The following is an 18101-nucleotide window of genomic DNA, read 5'->3' on the forward strand; positions in this document are numbered from 1 at the left end:
GAGATACAGCTATTTGCACTAAGTGTAAACTGTTGTCAGTGTGCGTAAGAGACTATAGCAACTTTAACAACAATCTTAACAACAATCTTAACAACAATCTTAACAACAATCTTAACAACAATGCTTGAAACCCTTGGTGTGTATTGGTTTCAGACGATAGAAAGTTGTTATGTGAGACAACAATATTATCTCTCTAGCATGCAACAGTTTGCACTAGTGTGTCACAAGTTGGCTTTTACAACAGTTTGCATCTGAGTGAAAACTGTTGCTCTCTATACCCCGCTCGCATACGCTCGTAGGCCCCTACCGGCTGCGCCGCTGGGGGTTTGGTTTTTTGCCGTTATCAATACTTGAGTCTTATTGCAACCTGACCCCATGTTTTTAATGGCCCTGGCTGACGACTCCACCAGCTCCACCGGGACAGCTCCACCAGAATCCAGACCACACCCCGCTCGCATACGCTCGTAGGCCCCTACCGGCTGCGCCGCTGGGGGAAACTATAGATAAATGCTTTCGTAGCTCTGTATCGCTGCTAGAGTCTATAGAACGCAATGAGTATTTATACTCATTGCGAGAGTCGCCGAGTGATCTAGCTTCGTGAGCTGGTGACGTGCGATCTCATCGCTAACCGGCTCAGTTCCACCACTACAGCCACTAGCGGACAGGTCGTCAGTTCAGACAAGCGGTGCGGCATGTATTGATTAATGTCTATAAAAGTGACGTCAACCATAGATGTCCGACCCCCCTCCATTGCATAATCCCTACGTGTTAGAGGGGGCCGGACATCTATATAAACTATTGATTTTTATCTATGCGTGATGGGTTTGTTGGGGAAGGGGCATGAGCTGGTGACGTGCGATTGCAACTCATGACTTTACCGGCTCGCTAAGCAGGCTGCATAACCAGTCAGCCTCAAAATCAAAAACCCTGACGGTGGAGAGCGCCAGGGCGCTAGATAACCAGGGTGCTAGATAGGGCTATCGCTACAGCCCTAGCGATACGGGTATCGCGATAGATGAAACTTAGTGGGCCGCTGGTGGTGGGGCGTAGGTGGTTTTTGGTCTGAGGGGGTTGGGGGTAAGGGTGTGATGACGTGGGAGCGACAGCTGAGATACAAATTAAAATTGAGGTGTTTTCTTGGGATGAGTTCCGGCGTAGAAAATTATTACTTTATTCGTATTTTTCTCAGGAAAGTAATATACCCGATCTCCTTCTGACAATTCATATTCCCATTGACCTTTCCGTTTTTTACCTCTCATAGGGAAAACACTTCCCGTGATCTTTATGAATGGTGTTTGAGTGAGATGCTCTTTGCACCGTTTAAAAGCGGATGGAAAGCGTTGTTCTATATCTCTCCATCCTTTTTTTGCTTTTTTATTTTTAAACACCAACTTCCATTCTTTTTTCTCCGTTTGCCCCATAATTAAGTAACTCTGAACACAACTATCAGAGCAAAGGAAATCTACCTAGGTGTTTTCATCTAGCGAGTTATCGTCATCTGAATCATCCAATGAAGCTTCATCATCCTCTGTATTCCAAGCTTCATCTAACTCATCACTAACAATAGCAATTGCGCTTTCACACCATTCATGAATGATGCCTAGAAGAAAATTCCAACCATCATCAGTCACCATTGCTCGTTGATAAGCTTCAGAAACCTCGTCAATTAGCTCTACTAACTCATCTGAATCAAAAGCTTTAAGCCAAGCAAAGCGATGCGATGAACTAATTTGTTCACCAAATCTGATTCGATGAGCTGCATTGGTGATTTCAAAAGCCTGAGCAAGACTATCAGTCTTACCATAAAGAGCAGAAGCTCTTTTGCGACTCATCAGAGCATAACTTTCTCCATTCCGATGGATAGTTACGGGTCCTTCTGAAGCAGCATCTAAGATCTGACCAGACTTGCGATTTAGTTCTGTAGCAGAAAAAGTTGCGTCTTGATAAAGGGTGTTTCTAGCAATGGTGGAAGGCACGGTTCTAATTTCCTAAGCTCTTCTTAGAAGCATATGACTACTATCAAACAACTGTTTGTGTAGCTCATACACATAATGATTCAACGACTACGTAGAATATTACGTATTCTGCACACATTTATATTAGCTCTTTCTCACGCTTAAGTGTCAATAGTTTGATTGAAAATTTATATTAACCGCCCCTACCACTCAATCACTTCAGCAATTGGCCTCTTACCCCGATCATGCTGAATGCTGAAGCCGTAGCCCTTATCATAATCAGCTACCTCGGGATGACTAGCAAAGTAAGCCTTGATAGTGCCGTGTCGGGAGCCTGATAGGTATCTAACGTTCGCTTCAGATAGCCGGTACATTTGCCCTAGTTCTTTGCCTTCGTTGTAAGCCCGTATAGCCTTAATCGCGCGTCTGATTTTCTCTTCAGCACTGCCGGGGACCTGACTACCTTTTAGCTCAGCACTGGGCACCTGAGACCAGTCCGTACCTGATAGCTTGGATTCTTGCTCAGTCTTAGATTCAGCGGTAGTCACAGCTTCAGACATAACCTTAAGCTGGCGTTCCAGTTCGATTACTTTAGCCTCTAGAGCTTTAGCCCGATCCGCATCATTCAGCAGCTGGTTGATCTTCTCTTTGTGGGTGCCGGTGCCGTAAGCATCAAACCGTTCCTTTAGCTCACCATCGATATGAACAGTGGCCCGTTTATCTGCTTTAGGAGTGCTGGGAGTCTCACCCAGTTCATGACGCTTTTGACCATGGGACAGCTCATCACCCGACGCATCCAGGCAGACGTAATCTTCATAACTAACGGTTGCTACTACTGAACTATGCCCCATCAACCGCTCAGCAAACTTACTCATCGACTCCCGTGGATTCCTGAACAGGATTGCAGCAGCTTGAATGTAGGCAGCTCTGAGGTTTTTGTTGCTGAGCTTCTTTTCTCCTACGGGTGGGTTGAGCACACCTTTGTAGACTCTACGAACAGCAGCATTCATAGAGCTGTTGCGACGGCTATCAATCTGCTTATTGGTATCGTCTTCAAGATCTCTAACATCAGCATCGCGCTTTAGTCTAACCAGGGCATCAATAACATCAGCTGCATTAGCCAGGGTGTAGATGATGTATGGCTTAGCTTCGCCCTGCTTCTTTTTGAGCTGACCAGAGAACTCTATCTCATACTTGCCGATCAGTTTGAACCCTTGCCCCTTTAGTACCTCGGTAGGACGACGACCGATCAGAAACTCAACGGCTACAGCTTGCTCAAGATAGCTTGTGGATAGCAGTGCTTTCTTAGCTGCATCAATCACAGTGAATGGATCGAACGGTTGAGCATTACCGCGCTGAGCATCGGTCTTAGCTTTACTCGCATCGTTACGCTTGTTATGAACTTCTTTGGGAAGATTGAGCCATTTAAGAGCGTAGTGAGTACGACCGTTAGCCGCATCGGTTGAACGCTTGGGTGATGGATTTTCAAAGCTGTTTTGATCATTCAGCTCGACATCAGCTTGAAACTTTCGGATCGAATTCCGGTAGGCACTGACCCATACATTCCATGTATTAGGGCTTTCAGATTTACCCTTGATAGACTCCAACGTATCTGCACACAGCGTCTTGATAGATTTCTCAGATTTCAGAGCTGAGAGCTTAGCCAGGAATACAGCGATAGGGTGGCGGTAGGTCTGGCGCTGTCCTTCGGCGTACTGAGCGAACTGGTCAACAGGAATCGCTTTAGTAGTGGTGGTTGCCATGACTTTATGGTTCGTGGGGATGTTTGCGTCGGATATCCCGCTTGTTTAACTATTTACATAATAGTGCAAATAGTTTTCACTTGTCAATCACCTTGTGAAAATAGTTATAGCTGCAATGTTCAATTGCAGCTAGTCAGAAAAGTAACCTGACTATTCAGGTCAATAAAATAAAACTTTGGGAATGATCAGAGGACACTGATCAAAATTACTCTTCTTCGCTATCTGTGTTGTCTTCGGTTGAATAGCCCCGCTCATTTACAACAAACCATTCTTGTTCAATTTCACCTGTTAAAATATCTGTGACTCCTTCAACGTTGTCACCTTCAATTAGCTGTTCAATCTCAGCTGAATATATTTCAACAAGCCAGCCTCGTTCAGCATTACCTGTTGAAGTATCGGCAACATCTTCAGCATTTATATCTTTAATTAGTTGTTCAATACCAGACAAATCAACTTCTAGCATAGGGATAAACACTGTCTGGTTGACCACAAAAGAGTCGAACATTCCAGCCCACTTCCACAACATTTTATTACGTTGCATCAATAAAAAGCGTTTACCAGACCTTAGTTTTGATAGCGTGCCTTTCTCAAGTAACTTGTTCATGTACGTACTATCCGCCTTTATTGCTTCATCCTTCGCTTCTATTTCAGCTTCCCGAAACAGTGGGTTTAATTGTAGTAGAGGCTTACTAACTTTTTTGTACGCTTTGTAAGCAAGACTTTCTCTATCTTCCAATTGAGGCATGGGCATATCGAAATCTAGCATTGATAGTTCATCTAGAATCGATACTTTTTTCTTCCTTTTGAATATGTTGAGCATAACTAACACTTACATATACTTTTTCAGATATAGTTTGCTATCTTCTATTGCTTTAGTTCTTCTGCCTCTGTTTGGTTTCACACTAATACTTGTCCAGTTTTGGTCTAGAACTAAATTTATTCTCTTTGTAAATTCTGAGAATAATTTTCTTACTTCTTCTTCCTCAGAGTCACTGGACATTATTACTTGGACCCATGTGGCTTCCATGTCGTGAAAAATAGGGTTTAATTGCTCAATAGCATCACTTATAGCTTTTGCATCCGTTGTCCAAGTCAAGTATGGGCTAATCACTGTTACAACTTGTGTAAATACAATTATAGATGCCCATATATTTGAGCTAATGGGATCGTTCCATACAGTCCAAGACGCAAGGCTTCCACTACCAATAACTGCCATACACATTTGTAATGATCGGGTTCTATCTGTAAGCGCTACCTGGCAGGACTTCAAGTACAGTATCTCGGCTCTCAATTTACCTAATTCATTCCAGTACGATTTTCTGAAATCCATTCTCTGACCTGGTTAAAGCCCAAACTGCTACAGATCGATTACTGTTCTTCCTATTTTGAACATGATGCACCTCGATTACAACCGTAACGTAACCTTGTAGCACCATAGGTCGTTATCGATTATTAATCAAAAACTGGCTTTTAAAAGTCCAAACATTTAGACGTTCAGCCGTTTATATGTTCAGCCAGCTACCCGTCTGATACACTCACTTCAGTTACAGGACTCAGGCCATGATTGTGACCGTAGCCAGTTTTAAGGGTGGAGTCGGCAAGACCACAACGGCTTTACACCTGGCGGCATATCTTCAAGTTGATGCCCCGACACTGCTTGTAGATGGTGACCTGAATCGCTCAGCATTGCAGTGGGCTAGCGCTGGAAATCTTGATTTCCAAGTTTGTGATGAGGCTCAGGCCGTTAAGTTCTCCCGCAAAGCTGATCACATCGTTATTGATACCCCCGCTCGTCCATCTATTGAAGAACTAGCAACCTTGGCTGGTGGTTGTGACATTTTGGTTGTGCCTACATCACCTGACGCCTTGGCAATGGGGGCAATGCTTCAAATGGTTGAACATTTAGACGCTCAGACGTTTAAGGTGTTGCTAACACTCATTCCACCAAAACCCAGCTCAAGGGGCAGTGATGCCAGGGCAGCTTTAACCGATGCGGGAGTTCCTTTGTTTAAGTCTCAGATTAGATTTTTGGATTGCTTCAGAAAGGCAGCTGAACAGGGCACCACTGTGGACAAGGTGAAAGGGGACAGTATGAGGCGAATCGCGTGGGAGTGTTACCGCAAAGTAGGTAAGGAGTTAATAGACGATGGCTAAGGAAAATCGGTTTAGTGGTCTTATGGGCCAGGTAGGCAAAACTAGGAAGTCTGATCAGCCAAAGACTAAGTCAACATCAACCAGTCCAGTCAAAAGCAAATCTGCCGACTACTCAAAACTGACTGTCTACATCACTAAAGCTCTGCATAAGCGCTTGAAAGTTGGTGCTGCTGAATTAGAAATGGAACTGTCAGATGTAGCTGAAGAAGCTATTTCAGCTTACCTGTCTGAACGTCTAGACGGTTAAATGTTTAACCATTTGTTAAAGATGAATTCCTAGTTAGGTAGCCAGAGTTGAGAGTAGGTAGTGTCCGAGCCCACTGGGTAGCTCAAGGTGCTATGGCGGGTGAAAAGTTAGCCCCCTTGCTCAGGGATTTCCTGATCGAGCGGTAGGGTTTGCCTGAGAATGTGACTATGTATGACTTCAAGGTAAAACCAGAAAACTAAGAACTTGGTTAAATCAACTAAACAGTGTGCCTGGAATCAGTGGTTTCCAACTATTCCGATTTCAACCAAACGGTGTGCCTGGAATCAGTGGTTTCCAACTATTCCGATTTCAACTAAACGGTGTAGATCATTGAGTTAGCCGATGGTCTCAGGTAACCTCGTTGGTCTCCTCTTCTCTGCTATCCAGCCTAGAAGTATACAAATAGAAAAGTCCATGGATAACCTCCATGGACTCTTGTTTAGGTAGTAGCTAGCTACCTAGAAGTACACAAGTATGAGAGATGTTTCATGTAAAACGCATCATGCTCTAGAGAAGAAAACAATTGTGTCAGACAGACCACGTCAAAGGGCCATAGATATTAAGCAGCCCATGTTAATTGTCCAACAATCCCATCAGCGACAAAGTAAAGACTTAAACTCTTTATTCTCCACATTCAATTCATGGCATACGAATTGAAGTTTCGAAAGCTTCCTACATTTTCATCAATAGTTTTCCCAATGATTTGATCCATCAGTGCATTTATCGATAATCCTGCTTGCGCAGCTGCAATGCTGAGAGCTCGGTGTCTTTCTTTAGTTGTCCTGTAACTTATGTTTCCAGAGAATGGTTTATCGGGTTTTCTATTTTCTGCTTCACAGAATTCTAAGTAAGAATCTATTGCATCATGAAAAGCTTGCTTGAACTGTTTGACAGATTCACCTTCAAAAGTAATTGAGTCATTAACATCGATCACTTTACCTTTAATAAGGTCAGTTTTTTCGTCAATATCGCCGCAAGCATTATAACCACGGTAACTTAGCAACATTATTTTTCCTCCCTCTGACACAACAAAGGGTATCTTCTTTAACTTGACTTTGACCTCTTTGTACAGCTTCAACATCCAGTTGATGTCTAATCCTGAAATATCATCAGGTGGTACATCAAGATATAGAGCAACAGTCTCAGATAGTGTCAATGACATCCTGAAGAACTTCAGTAATGGTCCCCGTAATGATTCCTGCGATGGTGGACTGAAGTAGTTCGGAGCTGAAACCAGCCATGATTCCTCTGATAGTTCCCACTCTGGTTTCAGCCGTGATTCCTCTGGTGGTTCCCACGTTGGTTTCATCGTGCGCATCTTGAATGGGCGCGGGTTCGACCTTAACTCTTTTTCCATTGTGTTCATCTTGAGTAGTCGCGGGTATAGCTCTGCCAAAACTCCTAAAAGTAATAGACAGAACGCCAAGATTATCTCAAAGGACGCAAAGCTTATCTGAAAAAACTTATGTCTCATCTCAATCTGTACTTGACGGCAAGAATGCTCGTAAATAATCCAAATGACAGATCTATTTGAAACGAGAGGAGTAAGGGGAAGAAGGCTTCCCCACCCCAATCGTCAGTTCAAACAGTCATCCCTAAAACCTGCGGACATGAGCATATGGCGCAAATCACTAAGAAACATCTCCCCAGCATAAAAAGACTTAAGAGGTGTAATAAGGATTGGAGCCCTAGAACCGTTGATAGATAAGGCTATTTGCCAAAATCCACGGTTCCGATCTGCTCGCACCCGACCACCAAGAGCAATGATTAAGCTCTCGACATCAGCAAAAGGTATTCCTGCGGACTGACCATTCACAACAGCTGTTAACGTTGCTAGTTGCTCTGCTTCCAGCCTGTCCAGTAAAGGACGAATGGTCTCGCAGCTAATTGTCATTTGGTCAAAACATCCCTCATAGCTGTGTACTTGTGATAGCAAAAACTGATGTCATATAAATGTGATAGCAAAAACTGTTAGCATCGTCAATGACACAAAAGAGTGATCAAGTAGAGGTCTTACAGACTAGCAGGGGCTAGGGGCTGCAAACGTGTCTAACTTATGTACTTTGCGTGATTACAGCTGTAGTATCTGATGAGGCCTGAAATGGCATCTGACGTACATAACTACGTCTACTATATCTACGCTGACAGTGCGTCACCAAAGTTAGAGCCTTGCTGAAATGGATTTACACCGTGTTGGTCGTTGGCTATGGGTGCAACGCCCCTCTCAAAAACAGGTTTATAAATATTTAAAAACAGGTATTGCTTATCTATTTGTATTTGGATTAGTATTTGGCCTTGTTTTTCTGGCTCTATTGAGTGAAACCCGTTTAATGGGTGAGCCCTTGAGTACTGTTCCAGATTTTATAAATGCGCTTAGAAATTCTGGGTTACTTGGTGTGCTCGAAAGCGTCTCAATCATCACTGGCATTATTATCTTTTTACTATCAGGGGCACGTCAAGCTAAACAGCGGAGTCATTATGAAGCCTGGCTTGTTCTGGATATAGCGGAAGGAAAAGAAACAAGCTACGCCAGAATACGAGCGCTAACCGATCTGAATAGCGATAATATTCCTCTTATTGGACTAGATGCAGCCGGAGCTGATCTAGATAATATTCAATTAGAAAATGCGGATCTAAGTCGTGCCAGCCTTGAAAAGGCTAGCTTTCAAAGAGCATCCTTAAAAGCCACACGCTTTTGGTATTGCGGTTTAAAGGACGCCAATTTCACCTTGGCTAGGCTGGAATTGGCTGATTTCTATGTGGCTAACCTGACCAGGGCTAAATTCAACGGGGCATATTTGAATGGTGCTAGATTTTCGGGGGCTACATTGAGTAATACGAATTTTTCAGGGTCTGACTTAAGAGAAAGCTGTTTTGAAGACAACGATTTGCAATCAACTATTTTTAAGGATGCCAACCTGCATAGTGCTGACTTTCGAGGTTCGACCAATATTCCTCTTCTAGAAGTACTAAAAGCTAAGAACTGGAAACGTGCGCTATTTTCACCGTCAACGCGACGCCAGCTAGATGCATTGAGTCAGGCTCAGTCATCTGGTTAGAAAAATAAATTCAAGACAACAGTAGTGCTGATCTAAATTTGAGACCAAATTAAAAGCCTCATCCAGACGGACAAGGCTTAATTGCTATACAGTTGGCCTAACATAACTCCTAGGGAGTAATTTGAGACAGAGCGTCCAAAACATATCGAACCGTCAGATCAAGCGCGGCACCAAGGTCCCATACTAAGAGATAGGTCCTGCGGTAACCTAACAGCGCCAACTTCAATCGATTAGATAAAAGCGCTTCAAGATATGTCATCTCTTCAGGTCCAGTCGCCAAAGCAAATGGTAGGATGTACCACCGAATAATTGGGGACTGTTTTAAGAGATCATCAACCTCTTCTGGACTAAGCTCCTGAAACAGGTTGCCACTGTCGTAACCTGGAGAGGAAGGCGTTGACACGTTCGAGTAGCTCAACTCCATCGTCAGTGAGAAAGTAGTAGACCCGCTTTGCTCCACCTCCGAGGGCATCACCTTCGTAGGAATCAATCCATCCTTTCCGTTTGAGTTTTTTGAGAGTTGAGTAGAGCGTTCCGGTGGAAACCTGCTCAGCTCCTCTACTGCAGGCATTGATTGAGCGTTGCAGATCGAGTCCGTAGCATCCACTCTGCCCTGTTCCTTCGATTGCCCATAAGAAGAGCAATTCGCGTTGTGCAGGTAATCGTGTTGTTTGTTTGTCGTCATGGCATTTTTGGGTATGCCCTACCCCTTTCGAGGTACCTGGATCTGGGCTGGCTCTTCCAGGCGGCCTTTTTGAAACCGTTGTCTCCATTAGAAATACCCCCTTTTTTATGTGGGTTCGATGCGCTGGACTTTTCCCCAAAGGAATAAGTCGTGTTCGTTAGTCATTCACCCCTTGTTGCCAACAGAAGTGATCTCAGATAACGCGCTAGTTTCGGTCTATAGAACGGTTTTCGCAACAAAACCCGAATAACTGAAACTAGCAAGGGTCTCTGGATATCACTTGAATAAATATTAGCTTACAAACTAAATACTTGCAAACCTAATATTTATTAGTTCAAATATATTGCTATGCGCTAAGCTTACGGGTTTTGCGTACGGAGCCAATCAGATGTATTGGTTTCAGTTCAATCGCTCGCCGGAAAACAAACCAATAAATAAAGCGCAATAGCTAAAACAAAGCGAGTGGTAGTTGTGGGGTTAACTCAACAACTACCACTCGCTTTTAGGACTGATTTACCCCCGGATACTTGCCTAGTTCATGGGTTACGCCAGCTCCGGTGCTGGTATCGTGGTTCCACTAGGTCAGGCCGTTATAATTCAGATTCTTCTTCACGGATTTCTTGAAGCCATCCGATTTCACCAGCGACACCTTCAAGGTCAGCGGTTACTTCTATAAGTGTTGATAGTCCGAATTCGTTCAGGATTTGTGCTGTACCGGTGCCGTCTGGCAGATTGAGATCTCCAACCAGGTACTCAAGAGCGCTTAGCGTATGGGCTAAACCATAGGTTTTGATGAGGTTTTCGAGAATAGCGCGGCAGCTAATCTCTTTTGGGTGATCTGGGTGATCCATTGCAGTGACAGGTTGATGATTTTCTTGGAACGTAGAGGCATTGGAAGGTAAATTGGAATCGCTCAGGATTTCCGTGACAGGTTACCTGGGTATGAGGGCTGTTGGAGCAGCCCTCATTTAGATGCACTGATGAAAACTTTTAGGAATCTTTTTGACGATAGGACTCAAGCAAAGACTTAATTACAGCTTCCTCGGCTTCGTTTCCCTTTTGCTCTCGGTCCTGGGCTTCAATATTCAAACTAATTAAGCGTCTATATCCTGTCTCTATCAAGTCAGCAATATCGTGTTTGATCCCTAGATTAGATGTTGCCCAGTCAATATAGTCAGTATCGGTTAACGAATGAAAGTCAGTCACAGATGTGCATTCTTTCGGTTGAGTGTTTATCCAAACGGCGGGGACATTTCCAATTAATGCTGTGAGAACGGCAAGCTGATCAAGCGCACCACGTATTGAGAAAAACGTTAGCTGTAAATCATACGCATTGTTAGCTGGGGCAGTAATTAAAACGATCCCTTGATATTTGCTTAATTCATCACCATATTCCTCAGTCAATTTCGTTAGTGAAGAAAAAGATTTTTTACTCGTGTGATCTTCACTAGGAGCTTGGCTATACATCAGCAAACCGAGCACATTTTCTGGTTGTAAGCAAAGTGCTTTAGACACAGCATAATAGCCGTTATCATTCATGCTTGAGTAGACAGTAAATTTCATTATTTAATCACCTTCCATTGGAACGTTTTTTTACCTGTTTCTTCATTGCACGCTATGTTCTTGCAATTGACTGTGACTTTTCCTGACTTATTTGGTCTCTTGACTTTATATGTATTGCAAGAACCACCGCAGTTAGGACAAGTTGTACCTTCTTCTAGCGCTTTTTCAAGGTTTGTCTGAGTTATCAAATCGCTCTCAACTTCCTTTAGTTGATAAGTAGTTAATTGGTGGTGAATACTGTCAAGTTCACTCTTTTGAGAGTGATAGTCAGATTCGACTAATTTTAGTATTTCGATGCCATCTATTACATGCCTCTTATCGAGTGAAAACCATTCTCCAATTACCCGGTATTTAGCGAACCTTTCGTGTAATGTTTTTTCGGCTAGATGCATATCCAAGCATCTAGCGTAATGTACGGGATAAACCTTGAACGCACAACCTGTTTGTATTCCCTTAAGCCTTAATTGAGGGGTTAAGGAAATACCTATTTTGTATCTATCTGTACCCTGTGCATTAAAGATATAGACAAAGCCTTCCCCGTGTCTTGTGTCTTGATTTTTCATCTTTACTTAGCTCTTGCTGTTGGATTCCACTTGAATGTTTTTGTTTCGCATTCTGTGTTTTTACACTTAGGAAAAACGTTGCCTAATCCATTGGGTTTTCGTTTGGCGTAGCTCGCGGTATGAGTGCCACATTGGGGACAGTGGGTACCCGCTTCTAGGAGTGCCGATAGGTCAACCGTTAGGGCTCCCGTTGTACTGTTTGCGGTTGTAGCGCTTTCGGCAGTTCCGGTCGCAACCGCTTGGTCTAACTGCGTTCCACTTGTAGAACCTGTTCGCGGTTGCGCGGTGCTAGCCTCCCGATTCTGGGGTAGCTCAGTTTTGCTTTTGGCGCTGCTGTAGTGCCCAGGTGGGGGACATAACCCCATAAACACATCGTGAGGTTTAGCCGGATTAAAGAACAAGTAGATGAACTCTTGAGGAACCCGATAATCATCTGGCTTTCCTTTTTTGAGTTTATTTACTTCTGCTAACCGTGCTTTGTATTCTGCTTTTAGTTTGGCTTTTAATTCGCTGGGGACATCCTCAAGTAAAGCCCCATCATCCCTATTATTTAAAGCTTCAGAAATACAGTTACCTAGCAGCAAAGATGATGTGTTAAAGAAGTCATTTTTTCTTAAATTAATGTCGCTAGGTAGGGGTGATTGCGTCACGCAAAGCAGCTTAAGCTTATGCTCACGACCGGCTTTTAGCATCAACTTAACGTTATTCTTGAAAGCCTTTGGCGTATACTTTTTATTCTCCGAAACCTCAGCTAATCCATAAAGTAGTTCGAGTTCATCAAAGACATGAAATTGTGGATCAAACTTTGGTAAAGCTGTCTTGCTTCTGATCGCATCCTTAACCTTATTAACCCGATACATGATGGCGGGAATTAAGTTAAACAGATGCTCTAGACATTCAGCACCTAGGTGTTGGGGTTCAATGTCACCCCAATTTTCAGGCTCGGTTACCTTCGGGTCACTCGCTTCATAGCCATTTGGATAATCCCGCGCGAGGTAGTTGATCAAGTTACCCAGCGTTACTGATTTTCCTGAGTTTGAAGGAGCGGCAATACGGATATGAATAGAGGCATCAAGTGCTGACTCTAAGCGGCTTAGCGGGGGATTAACAATAGCAATCGCTTTGTCCGCAGCTCGGCCTGATTTGTCTTGACTGAGTTGGACTGTGATTTTAATAAACCCATTCTCAATCTCAGCAATAGGGAGATCAGTCAGTCCTAAGTGGAGTTGAACGGCCTCTAACTGGTCCGTGACGGTTTTCAAATCGCAATTAATAGCTTCATAAAAGATGGGCGTTCGACCATAATGGACAGTCCCAATAGACTGACAACTAAGAACAACACCCCGACCATTTAGGAAAGCCTGAATCTTGTTGGCTACCTGGGCCTCATAGGTGTTGAACTGAAATGTTTTGGGGGCCTGTAGCTTAGCTACCATTTCCTTTTGTGCTGCCAGCTCCTGAGCCATGGCATTGATCTCACGGCTCAGCCGTTCTAGAACTCCGTTCACCTGCCCCCGTTCATCCGCCAGCACCTGATCACGGGTATCGATGGCCTTTTCTGCAGCTGCGGTCAGCTTCTTGTTATGTTCTTCTTTGATGGCAACCGCTTTCTTAGCCGTATCGGTAACCTGGCCCATTTTGATGGTGTACTCAGACTGGACAGCCGCTTTATCCGCCAGGGCTGCTTCTAGCTTGGCTTGCATGGATGCAACCGCCTTCTCAGCTTTACTATCAGCGATGCGGGTTTGCTCTATCAAGATGCGGTCTTTGTAGGTCTGCTCTCTAAGGTCAAGCGCTTTTTTATCGGCCTTTAGCTGCCCCTGGAATGTGATTAATTTGGTTTCAGCCTGGTCTAGTTCCTTTTGAGATTTGGAAAGGGCTTCTAATTGTTGCTCTAGCTGGCGTTGCTCGCTCTCAAACTGGGTCTTATCTACCTGGGCTGCTTTCAAGGCTGCAGCGTTCTTACGTTTTGATATTTGCTCTGTGGTAGCAGCGGCTAGAAGGCCCACTAAGCCACAGTCACCGATGCGGGTAGCAATGGGGTTGCCTGTTAGAGAAAGCGTCGCTGAGACTCCCACAGCCGCCAGCCAAATCGAAATCAGAGGCTTTCTAGTGATAGCGGTACCGACTGATTGAAGTATTTGTGTCATGATTCGTAAGTTCCTTTTTACTTAGTCGTTTGAGGGAATAGGGCGGTCTAGCCAGTGCCAACTATCTAGACCGCTTACCACTAGACCGAGACAGTTGGGGCTGCACTTTTCAGAGAGTCAAAATCGTTTGATGATGCGATTAGTCGAGAGTTATTAGCCGCTCGGATGCCTTGCACCTCTAGGGCTGCACCCTCAATCAGAGCGTTGCCGCGCTCGGCTTCGATCTCCAGTAACTTGCGGGCGGTCAGGTTTTTAACTCCCTGGGTTTGAGTCTCGATCAAGATCCCTTCAGTCTTGGCAGTGATCAGTTCACCTACTTGGATGGCCTGCTGAAGTTTCAGCCCTTCATTAGCAATATTCTGATATTTGACTTGAGTCTGAGCTTGAATCAATGCTGCATCGGCGTAATGCCCTTCGATACGCTCAGTGACGATGTAATTCTTGGCTACCAGCTCACCCACTTCTAACGCACGGGACTGCTCAACAGCTTGTTGTTTCAGTGCCTGATAAGTCGCCTCATCGTAACCGGGGATAGTGTCAGGGGGTGTGAACGGATCATCCGGGGCATAATCAGCTGCCTTAAAGAGGCTATTCACCCGTTGTTCAGTATCTTGTTGATTGCCCCGTGTATCGGCTAGGAATTGCTCAGTTTCAGCCAAAATTTGCCGGGCAATCTGATCACGCTCGGCTTCATTTCCAAGTTGAATTTGTTCAAGAATATCGTTATCAATTTGCATCGTGTTGCTACTCCAGATAAACAGTGTTCTGCGTGGACTGTAAGGCGGATGGGCGGGGCGTCACATCAATATCCAGACGAACCATTTGCCCCAACATGAACCCCACCAGCACCCAGAAAAAAGCTTGAAAAAACGAACTATTGCGACGATAACGGCTGTACATCTACCAACGTCTCCGGCGATAACGGGACATGCGAAACGGTCGATAACGGGAGCGGCCACCAGCACCACTATCTGCGAACTTTGCAAACAAATAAGCCACGGCTAAGACTAGAAAAAAGATTTTAAGTGTCTCCATCAATCAACGATCTCCCAACGAATTGAGCAACCAAAGCGCACATAGGGCAGGGGCAAAAAACATGACAAGATCAAACATTTTGCGTTTGGGGGATAGGTGGACAAGGTTCTGTGTTGGTAGAGCTGAGGCCCATAGTGATAGCTGCAGTCGCCAGCACAGCGAGAAGTAAGGCAAAAACTAAGCGATATCTCATGCCCCCGGTTGCTTTCCCATGGATTGCAACACCTCGAAATCATCGTTCAGCGCTGCTGTCTCTACGTTCTGGCGGTCGGCTAATAGCTCTGTACGCAAGGCATAGATATCATTACGCCGCTTTAGCTGATCTACCTTACGGCCGACGGCTTGACGCGCTTGGCGAGTTTTGGCAATCTTCTGAGCCATCGCTTTTTCATCCTCAGCCATAGCATCCATCAGAGAATCAGCACCGTTGATAAACTGCTCAGCTAGGGCTAACGGATCATCATGGGCATCGACGGCAGCTAGTTCAGAGCGAAATGAGTCAAGGTTGAACTCAGTAGGGAATTGAGGGGCCTCTAGCGCATTGCGGTGGTTGCCCTCGATAACGGTTATGGCTACCGGGGTGGCAGCTTGTGTCACAGGCTTGTCAGGAGTCTTATCAGTGGCCTGGCGCTTGGCCTGATACGACAACAGTGTGTCTCGCTCAGCGTCAGAGAACATACGTGTGTCACCCTGTAATTCTCCAATTTCACCAGCTTTGAAAAGCCAGCGCTGGACAGTACGTTTAGTGGTTTTTGCTTCAGCTGCAATGCTGGTCAGAGTATGGGGCCTTTGGATTTCAATGTATGTCATATGTTTTGCCTGCGAAATGGCGGCGTGTTGTCGGCAATTATGACGGTGTGTCATGTCGTAGCGGTGTCGCACGTCGTCACACCGTGCTGCCACAAAGCTAGCGAACGGTGTCGCACGTTGTCAAGGGGTTGCATAACGTTTTTTGACGTGCTATACCGTGGTGTGAGGCATACTTATGTCAGTTACTCTTTATTGACGTGAGTTAATGCCATGGCTGAAAAAAAGAAAAAAGTGTCGGTATACCTAGACTCTGAAACGCTTGAAGAGGTTGAACAAGAAGCGCAAGATCAAGAGCGTTCAGTTAGCTACGTGATATCGAAAATGGTTGAGGAACAGTTAAGAAAAAAAGAAGAGGAGGAAAAACCTAAGGGGTCTTAATGGTTCGAACTGTCACTAAGAGAAACAAAAAGGGGTTGATAGGCTATTTCACTCATGAGACAGCTACAAAACTAGAACAACTTGCTAAAGAGGGAGATCGCTCTATTAGTTACGTAATCACCAAGCTGGTTGAAGCTCAGCTGAGACAAAAGGAAAAGGAAGAAAAGGAGTCAGATGACAACAATTGACGAGCTATCAGCTCTAGTCGAATCTAATGCACGCAGTATCCAGGCCCTTAGCCAAGAATGGCGGGCTGCTGCTGAGGTCAACCGCGTTGATATGGCTGCTGTTAACCAGCGGATGACGAATATTGAAGCGACGTTAGAGCGCACAGAACGAATTCAGGAAAATAACTCAGTTCAATTAGCTGAACTAACTACCTCTGTAGCTGAAACCAATCAACGGATTCAAGTCTTAATTGAAGAAAGCCGCGATACTCGTAACTGGTTACGAGCAGCTCAAGAAAATATACAAACCTTATTCTCGGAGATACGAGAGATATGGAATCGGATTAACGCAGCATGATAAACGTGTCTTTGCGAGCGTGTCAGACTATCTGGCTAAATTGCCCGAATAGAAAGCTGAGAAGGACGGTCGAAGCTTGTCCAATCTTGTGGGCTTATTGCTAGAGCTACAAGCATCTGAACTACAGCAAGAGTATGAGGCTGAACAGCACAAAGGAGCTAAGCGATGAGTGAGGATCGATTGACTCGCATTGAAACTAGTATTGAAGAGCTGGTTAAAGCTGTAGCTATCACGAACGACTCAGTTAAATCACTGCGGACTGAAGTATCTGAGACTTCAGCCACAGTCAAAGAAGTTGCCCAAACTGCCACAGAAACGAATAGATCTGTGCAGCAGTTGAGGGCCGATATGGCTAAAGCGCTTGAAGGTAGCACAAGTTACACCGACGCATCCTTTGGTGCCGTAGTTCAGGCCATGGATGAGCGTGATAGCGAAGTTAGAGCCGAGCAGAAAAAAACGGAGGCATTACTTCAAAACCTCATTGATGATGCTAGGACAGACCGAAAAGCCAATAAGGATGCTCTAACGGCATTTCAAGAAAGCTTCCTACAACTCGTAACCCAGATTTCAGCACGGTTGAACGAAATTTGGACTGAGGTTCAACAAATGAGGGATGCATCATGAACCGCAAAGTTTTTCTTCAGCTAATTGCTATGTCTAGCCTGGCGTGGTTGATCCCACCAAAGATAAGAGCTAAGGCTATCGCTGAGTCATGGCCTTGCTCTTTCGATGTAGAGAACTGGAAGGCACCAACAGCTATCTATCCGCTGCAATCAAAAACAGCTTTGAAGTTTCATGAGCAAAAAGTCGATTATTTAAAAATGCTGGGTCGGTTTGGTCGCGGTATTAATGAAAGCCAACAGACGTTATTAGATTTTCTTCAATACCAAATTGATTTTTGGGAATTCGATCATATTCGATATGGGCATCTAAACAAAGTTTCAAAACCTTGATCGATCAGCGTTTCAGGCGTATTCTTAGCCCCATCTACATAAAGGAGGTGATGAAATTGGAGTAGGAACGCTTAAATATGGCAAAACCCCCAAGATGTAGGAGTCTCGGAGGTTTATAGAAGCCGGAGTTCAAAAATAATTAACCCCATAGTGCCACAGGTCAGCTGCCCCCGCAACTGGTCACAGGATTTTTGTGTTCTTGAGTCTCGCTAAACCGATCATGTAAGCCAAGCTTACTTAACAAAACGTTACAAATAATTT

24 protein-coding genes are annotated in these 18101 nt (G+C 44.5%); 8 read left to right on the forward strand and 16 right to left on the reverse strand.

All coding sequences use genetic code 11. The features are described from left to right. Positions 1–589 precede the first annotated feature (589 nt). The 6 genes from N836_RS76605 to N836_RS58210 form a co-directional block, all read right to left on the reverse strand. Positions 590–730 carry a hypothetical protein gene (locus tag N836_RS76605; RefSeq protein ID WP_161634992.1) on the reverse strand — a complete coding sequence of 47 codons (141 nt, stop codon included), beginning with the start codon at positions 728–730 and terminating at the stop codon, positions 590–592. Between the two features lie 388 nt (positions 731–1118). Then, positions 1119–1421, reverse strand: a complete 303-nt coding sequence (locus N836_RS58190) for a hypothetical protein (protein WP_023074059.1) — start codon at positions 1419–1421, stop codon at positions 1119–1121. Positions 1422–1466: 45 nt separating this feature from the next. Further along, a complete protein-coding gene (locus N836_RS58195) occupies positions 1467–1976 on the reverse strand; it encodes a hypothetical protein (protein WP_023074060.1) in 510 nt (169 codons plus the stop codon). 182 nt (positions 1977–2158) lie between these two features. Next, entirely contained in the window at positions 2159–3718 is a 1560-nt protein-coding gene (locus tag N836_RS58200; RefSeq protein ID WP_023074061.1) for a protelomerase family protein, read from the reverse strand. A 205-nt stretch (positions 3719–3923) separates the two neighbouring features. Continuing rightward, positions 3924–4538: a hypothetical protein gene (locus N836_RS58205; protein ID WP_023074062.1), complete on the reverse strand. Its 615-nt coding sequence runs from the start codon at positions 4536–4538 to the stop codon at positions 3924–3926. A 9-nt stretch (positions 4539–4547) separates the two neighbouring features. Beyond that, a complete protein-coding gene (locus tag N836_RS58210) occupies positions 4548–4934 on the reverse strand; it encodes a hypothetical protein (RefSeq protein ID WP_152532197.1) in 387 nt (128 codons plus the stop codon). 344 nt (positions 4935–5278) lie between these two features. On the opposite strand from N836_RS58210, the gene N836_RS58215 reads away from it, so the two are divergent. Both N836_RS58215 and N836_RS58220 read left to right on the forward strand, forming a co-directional pair. Continuing rightward, positions 5279–5872, forward strand: a complete 594-nt coding sequence (locus N836_RS58215) for a ParA family protein (RefSeq protein WP_023074064.1) — start codon at positions 5279–5281, stop codon at positions 5870–5872. After that, positions 5865–6119 (forward strand): family transcriptional regulator, encoded by a 255-nt coding sequence (locus tag N836_RS58220; protein ID WP_023074065.1) that lies wholly within the window; start codon positions 5865–5867, stop codon positions 6117–6119. The genes N836_RS58215 and N836_RS58220 overlap by 8 nt, the downstream gene beginning before the upstream one ends. Before the next feature lie 634 nt (positions 6120–6753). Here N836_RS58220 and N836_RS75370 read toward each other — a convergent pair. Next, the gene (locus N836_RS75370; RefSeq protein ID WP_161634993.1) at positions 6754–7428 is read right to left on the reverse strand and encodes a type II toxin-antitoxin system HicB family antitoxin; all 675 of its coding nucleotides are present in this window, start codon (positions 7426–7428) and stop codon (positions 6754–6756) included. Positions 7429–8329: 901 nt separating this feature from the next. Here N836_RS75370 and N836_RS58230 point away from each other — a divergent pair. Next, positions 8330–9178 (forward strand): pentapeptide repeat-containing protein, encoded by an 849-nt coding sequence (locus N836_RS58230; protein ID WP_161634994.1) that lies wholly within the window; start codon positions 8330–8332, stop codon positions 9176–9178. A 347-nt stretch (positions 9179–9525) separates the two neighbouring features. On the opposite strand, the gene N836_RS78210 is transcribed toward N836_RS58230, so the two are convergent. The 9 genes from N836_RS78210 to N836_RS58265 all read right to left on the reverse strand — a co-directional run bounded on the left by N836_RS78210 (position 9526) and on the right by N836_RS58265 (position 15984). Then, positions 9526–9951: a PadR family transcriptional regulator gene (locus N836_RS78210; protein ID WP_071789076.1), complete on the reverse strand. Its 426-nt coding sequence runs from the start codon at positions 9949–9951 to the stop codon at positions 9526–9528. A 502-nt stretch (positions 9952–10453) separates the two neighbouring features. Beyond that, positions 10454–10714 (reverse strand): hypothetical protein, encoded by a 261-nt coding sequence (locus N836_RS58240; protein ID WP_023074070.1) that lies wholly within the window; start codon positions 10712–10714, stop codon positions 10454–10456. A gap of 139 nt (positions 10715–10853) precedes the next feature. Then, positions 10854–11426, reverse strand: coding sequence for a hypothetical protein (locus tag N836_RS58245; RefSeq protein WP_023074071.1), 573 nt, complete (start codon positions 11424–11426; stop codon positions 10854–10856). After that, positions 11426–11989 carry a GIY-YIG nuclease family protein gene (locus tag N836_RS58250; protein WP_023074072.1) on the reverse strand — a complete coding sequence of 188 codons (564 nt, stop codon included), beginning with the start codon at positions 11987–11989 and terminating at the stop codon, positions 11426–11428. Before N836_RS58250 ends, N836_RS58245 begins: the two co-directional genes overlap by 1 nt. Positions 11990–11991: 2 nt before the next feature. Then, positions 11992–14139 carry a hypothetical protein gene (locus N836_RS58255; protein ID WP_023074073.1) on the reverse strand — a complete coding sequence of 716 codons (2148 nt, stop codon included), beginning with the start codon at positions 14137–14139 and terminating at the stop codon, positions 11992–11994. Between the two features lie 80 nt (positions 14140–14219). Next, the gene (locus tag N836_RS58260; protein WP_023074074.1) at positions 14220–14876 is read right to left on the reverse strand and encodes a hypothetical protein; all 657 of its coding nucleotides are present in this window, start codon (positions 14874–14876) and stop codon (positions 14220–14222) included. A 7-nt stretch (positions 14877–14883) separates the two neighbouring features. Then, positions 14884–15039: a hypothetical protein gene (locus N836_RS76610; RefSeq protein ID WP_023074075.1), complete on the reverse strand. Its 156-nt coding sequence runs from the start codon at positions 15037–15039 to the stop codon at positions 14884–14886. Beyond that, positions 15040–15174: a hypothetical protein gene (locus N836_RS77920; RefSeq protein WP_268744317.1), complete on the reverse strand. Its 135-nt coding sequence runs from the start codon at positions 15172–15174 to the stop codon at positions 15040–15042. It abuts the gene before it with no gap. Between the two features lie 189 nt (positions 15175–15363). Then, entirely contained in the window at positions 15364–15984 is a 621-nt protein-coding gene (locus N836_RS58265; protein WP_023074076.1) for a hypothetical protein, read from the reverse strand. A 210-nt stretch (positions 15985–16194) separates the two neighbouring features. On the opposite strand from N836_RS58265, the gene N836_RS74795 reads away from it, so the two are divergent. From N836_RS74795 to N836_RS58285, 5 genes are all read left to right on the forward strand, one after another. Continuing rightward, positions 16195–16362 (forward strand): ribbon-helix-helix domain-containing protein, encoded by a 168-nt coding sequence (locus tag N836_RS74795; RefSeq protein ID WP_023074077.1) that lies wholly within the window; start codon positions 16195–16197, stop codon positions 16360–16362. Further along, positions 16362–16550 carry a hypothetical protein gene (locus N836_RS58270; RefSeq protein ID WP_023074078.1) on the forward strand — a complete coding sequence of 63 codons (189 nt, stop codon included), beginning with the start codon at positions 16362–16364 and terminating at the stop codon, positions 16548–16550. Before N836_RS74795 ends, N836_RS58270 begins: the two co-directional genes overlap by 1 nt. Next, the gene (locus N836_RS58275; RefSeq protein ID WP_023074079.1) at positions 16537–16887 is read left to right on the forward strand and encodes a hypothetical protein; all 351 of its coding nucleotides are present in this window, start codon (positions 16537–16539) and stop codon (positions 16885–16887) included. The genes N836_RS58270 and N836_RS58275 overlap by 14 nt, the downstream gene beginning before the upstream one ends. 165 nt (positions 16888–17052) lie before the next feature. Beyond that, positions 17053–17511 carry a hypothetical protein gene (locus N836_RS58280; RefSeq protein WP_023074080.1) on the forward strand — a complete coding sequence of 153 codons (459 nt, stop codon included), beginning with the start codon at positions 17053–17055 and terminating at the stop codon, positions 17509–17511. Then, on the forward strand, positions 17508–17840 hold the full coding sequence (locus N836_RS58285; protein WP_023074081.1) for a hypothetical protein: 333 nt from the start codon (positions 17508–17510) through the stop codon (positions 17838–17840). The genes N836_RS58280 and N836_RS58285 overlap by 4 nt, the downstream gene beginning before the upstream one ends. Positions 17841–18101 lie beyond the last annotated feature (261 nt).

The organism is Leptolyngbya sp. Heron Island J (assembly GCF_000482245.1).
Taxonomy (GTDB): Bacteria; Cyanobacteriota; Cyanobacteriia; order Phormidesmidales; family Phormidesmidaceae; genus Leptothoe.

Coding starts and splice junctions, on each gene's coding strand:
- N836_RS74795 (WP_023074077.1), top strand. CDS start 16,195: ATGGCTGAAAAAAAGAAAAAAGTGTCGGTATACCTAGACTCTGAAACG.
- N836_RS58280 (WP_023074080.1), top strand. CDS start 17,053: ATGAGTGAGGATCGATTGACTCGCATTGAAACTAGTATTGAAGAGCTG.
- N836_RS58255 (WP_023074073.1), bottom strand. CDS start 14,139: ATGACACAAATACTTCAATCAGTCGGTACCGCTATCACTAGAAAGCCT.
- N836_RS58240 (WP_023074070.1), bottom strand. CDS start 10,714: ATGGATCACCCAGATCACCCAAAAGAGATTAGCTGCCGCGCTATTCTC.
- N836_RS58265 (WP_023074076.1), bottom strand. CDS start 15,984: ATGACATACATTGAAATCCAAAGGCCCCATACTCTGACCAGCATTGCA.
- N836_RS58215 (WP_023074064.1), top strand. CDS start 5,279: ATGATTGTGACCGTAGCCAGTTTTAAGGGTGGAGTCGGCAAGACCACA.
- N836_RS76610 (WP_023074075.1), bottom strand. CDS start 15,039: ATGTACAGCCGTTATCGTCGCAATAGTTCGTTTTTTCAAGCTTTTTTC.
- N836_RS58270 (WP_023074078.1), top strand. CDS start 16,362: ATGGTTCGAACTGTCACTAAGAGAAACAAAAAGGGGTTGATAGGCTAT.
- N836_RS77920 (WP_268744317.1), bottom strand. CDS start 15,174: ATGGAGACACTTAAAATCTTTTTTCTAGTCTTAGCCGTGGCTTATTTG.
- N836_RS58260 (WP_023074074.1), bottom strand. CDS start 14,876: ATGCAAATTGATAACGATATTCTTGAACAAATTCAACTTGGAAATGAA.
- N836_RS58285 (WP_023074081.1), top strand. CDS start 17,508: ATGAACCGCAAAGTTTTTCTTCAGCTAATTGCTATGTCTAGCCTGGCG.
- N836_RS76605 (WP_161634992.1), bottom strand. CDS start 730: ATGGTTGACGTCACTTTTATAGACATTAATCAATACATGCCGCACCGC.
- N836_RS58245 (WP_023074071.1), bottom strand. CDS start 11,426: ATGAAATTTACTGTCTACTCAAGCATGAATGATAACGGCTATTATGCT.
- N836_RS75370 (WP_161634993.1), bottom strand. CDS start 7,428: ATGAAACCAACGTGGGAACCACCAGAGGAATCACGGCTGAAACCAGAG.
- N836_RS58220 (WP_023074065.1), top strand. CDS start 5,865: ATGGCTAAGGAAAATCGGTTTAGTGGTCTTATGGGCCAGGTAGGCAAA.
- N836_RS58210 (WP_152532197.1), bottom strand. CDS start 4,934: ATGGCAGTTATTGGTAGTGGAAGCCTTGCGTCTTGGACTGTATGGAAC.
- N836_RS58275 (WP_023074079.1), top strand. CDS start 16,537: ATGACAACAATTGACGAGCTATCAGCTCTAGTCGAATCTAATGCACGC.
- N836_RS58190 (WP_023074059.1), bottom strand. CDS start 1,421: ATGGGGCAAACGGAGAAAAAAGAATGGAAGTTGGTGTTTAAAAATAAA.
- N836_RS58205 (WP_023074062.1), bottom strand. CDS start 4,538: ATGCTCAACATATTCAAAAGGAAGAAAAAAGTATCGATTCTAGATGAA.
- N836_RS58250 (WP_023074072.1), bottom strand. CDS start 11,989: ATGAAAAATCAAGACACAAGACACGGGGAAGGCTTTGTCTATATCTTT.
- N836_RS78210 (WP_071789076.1), bottom strand. CDS start 9,951: ATGGAGACAACGGTTTCAAAAAGGCCGCCTGGAAGAGCCAGCCCAGAT.
- N836_RS58200 (WP_023074061.1), bottom strand. CDS start 3,718: ATGGCAACCACCACTACTAAAGCGATTCCTGTTGACCAGTTCGCTCAG.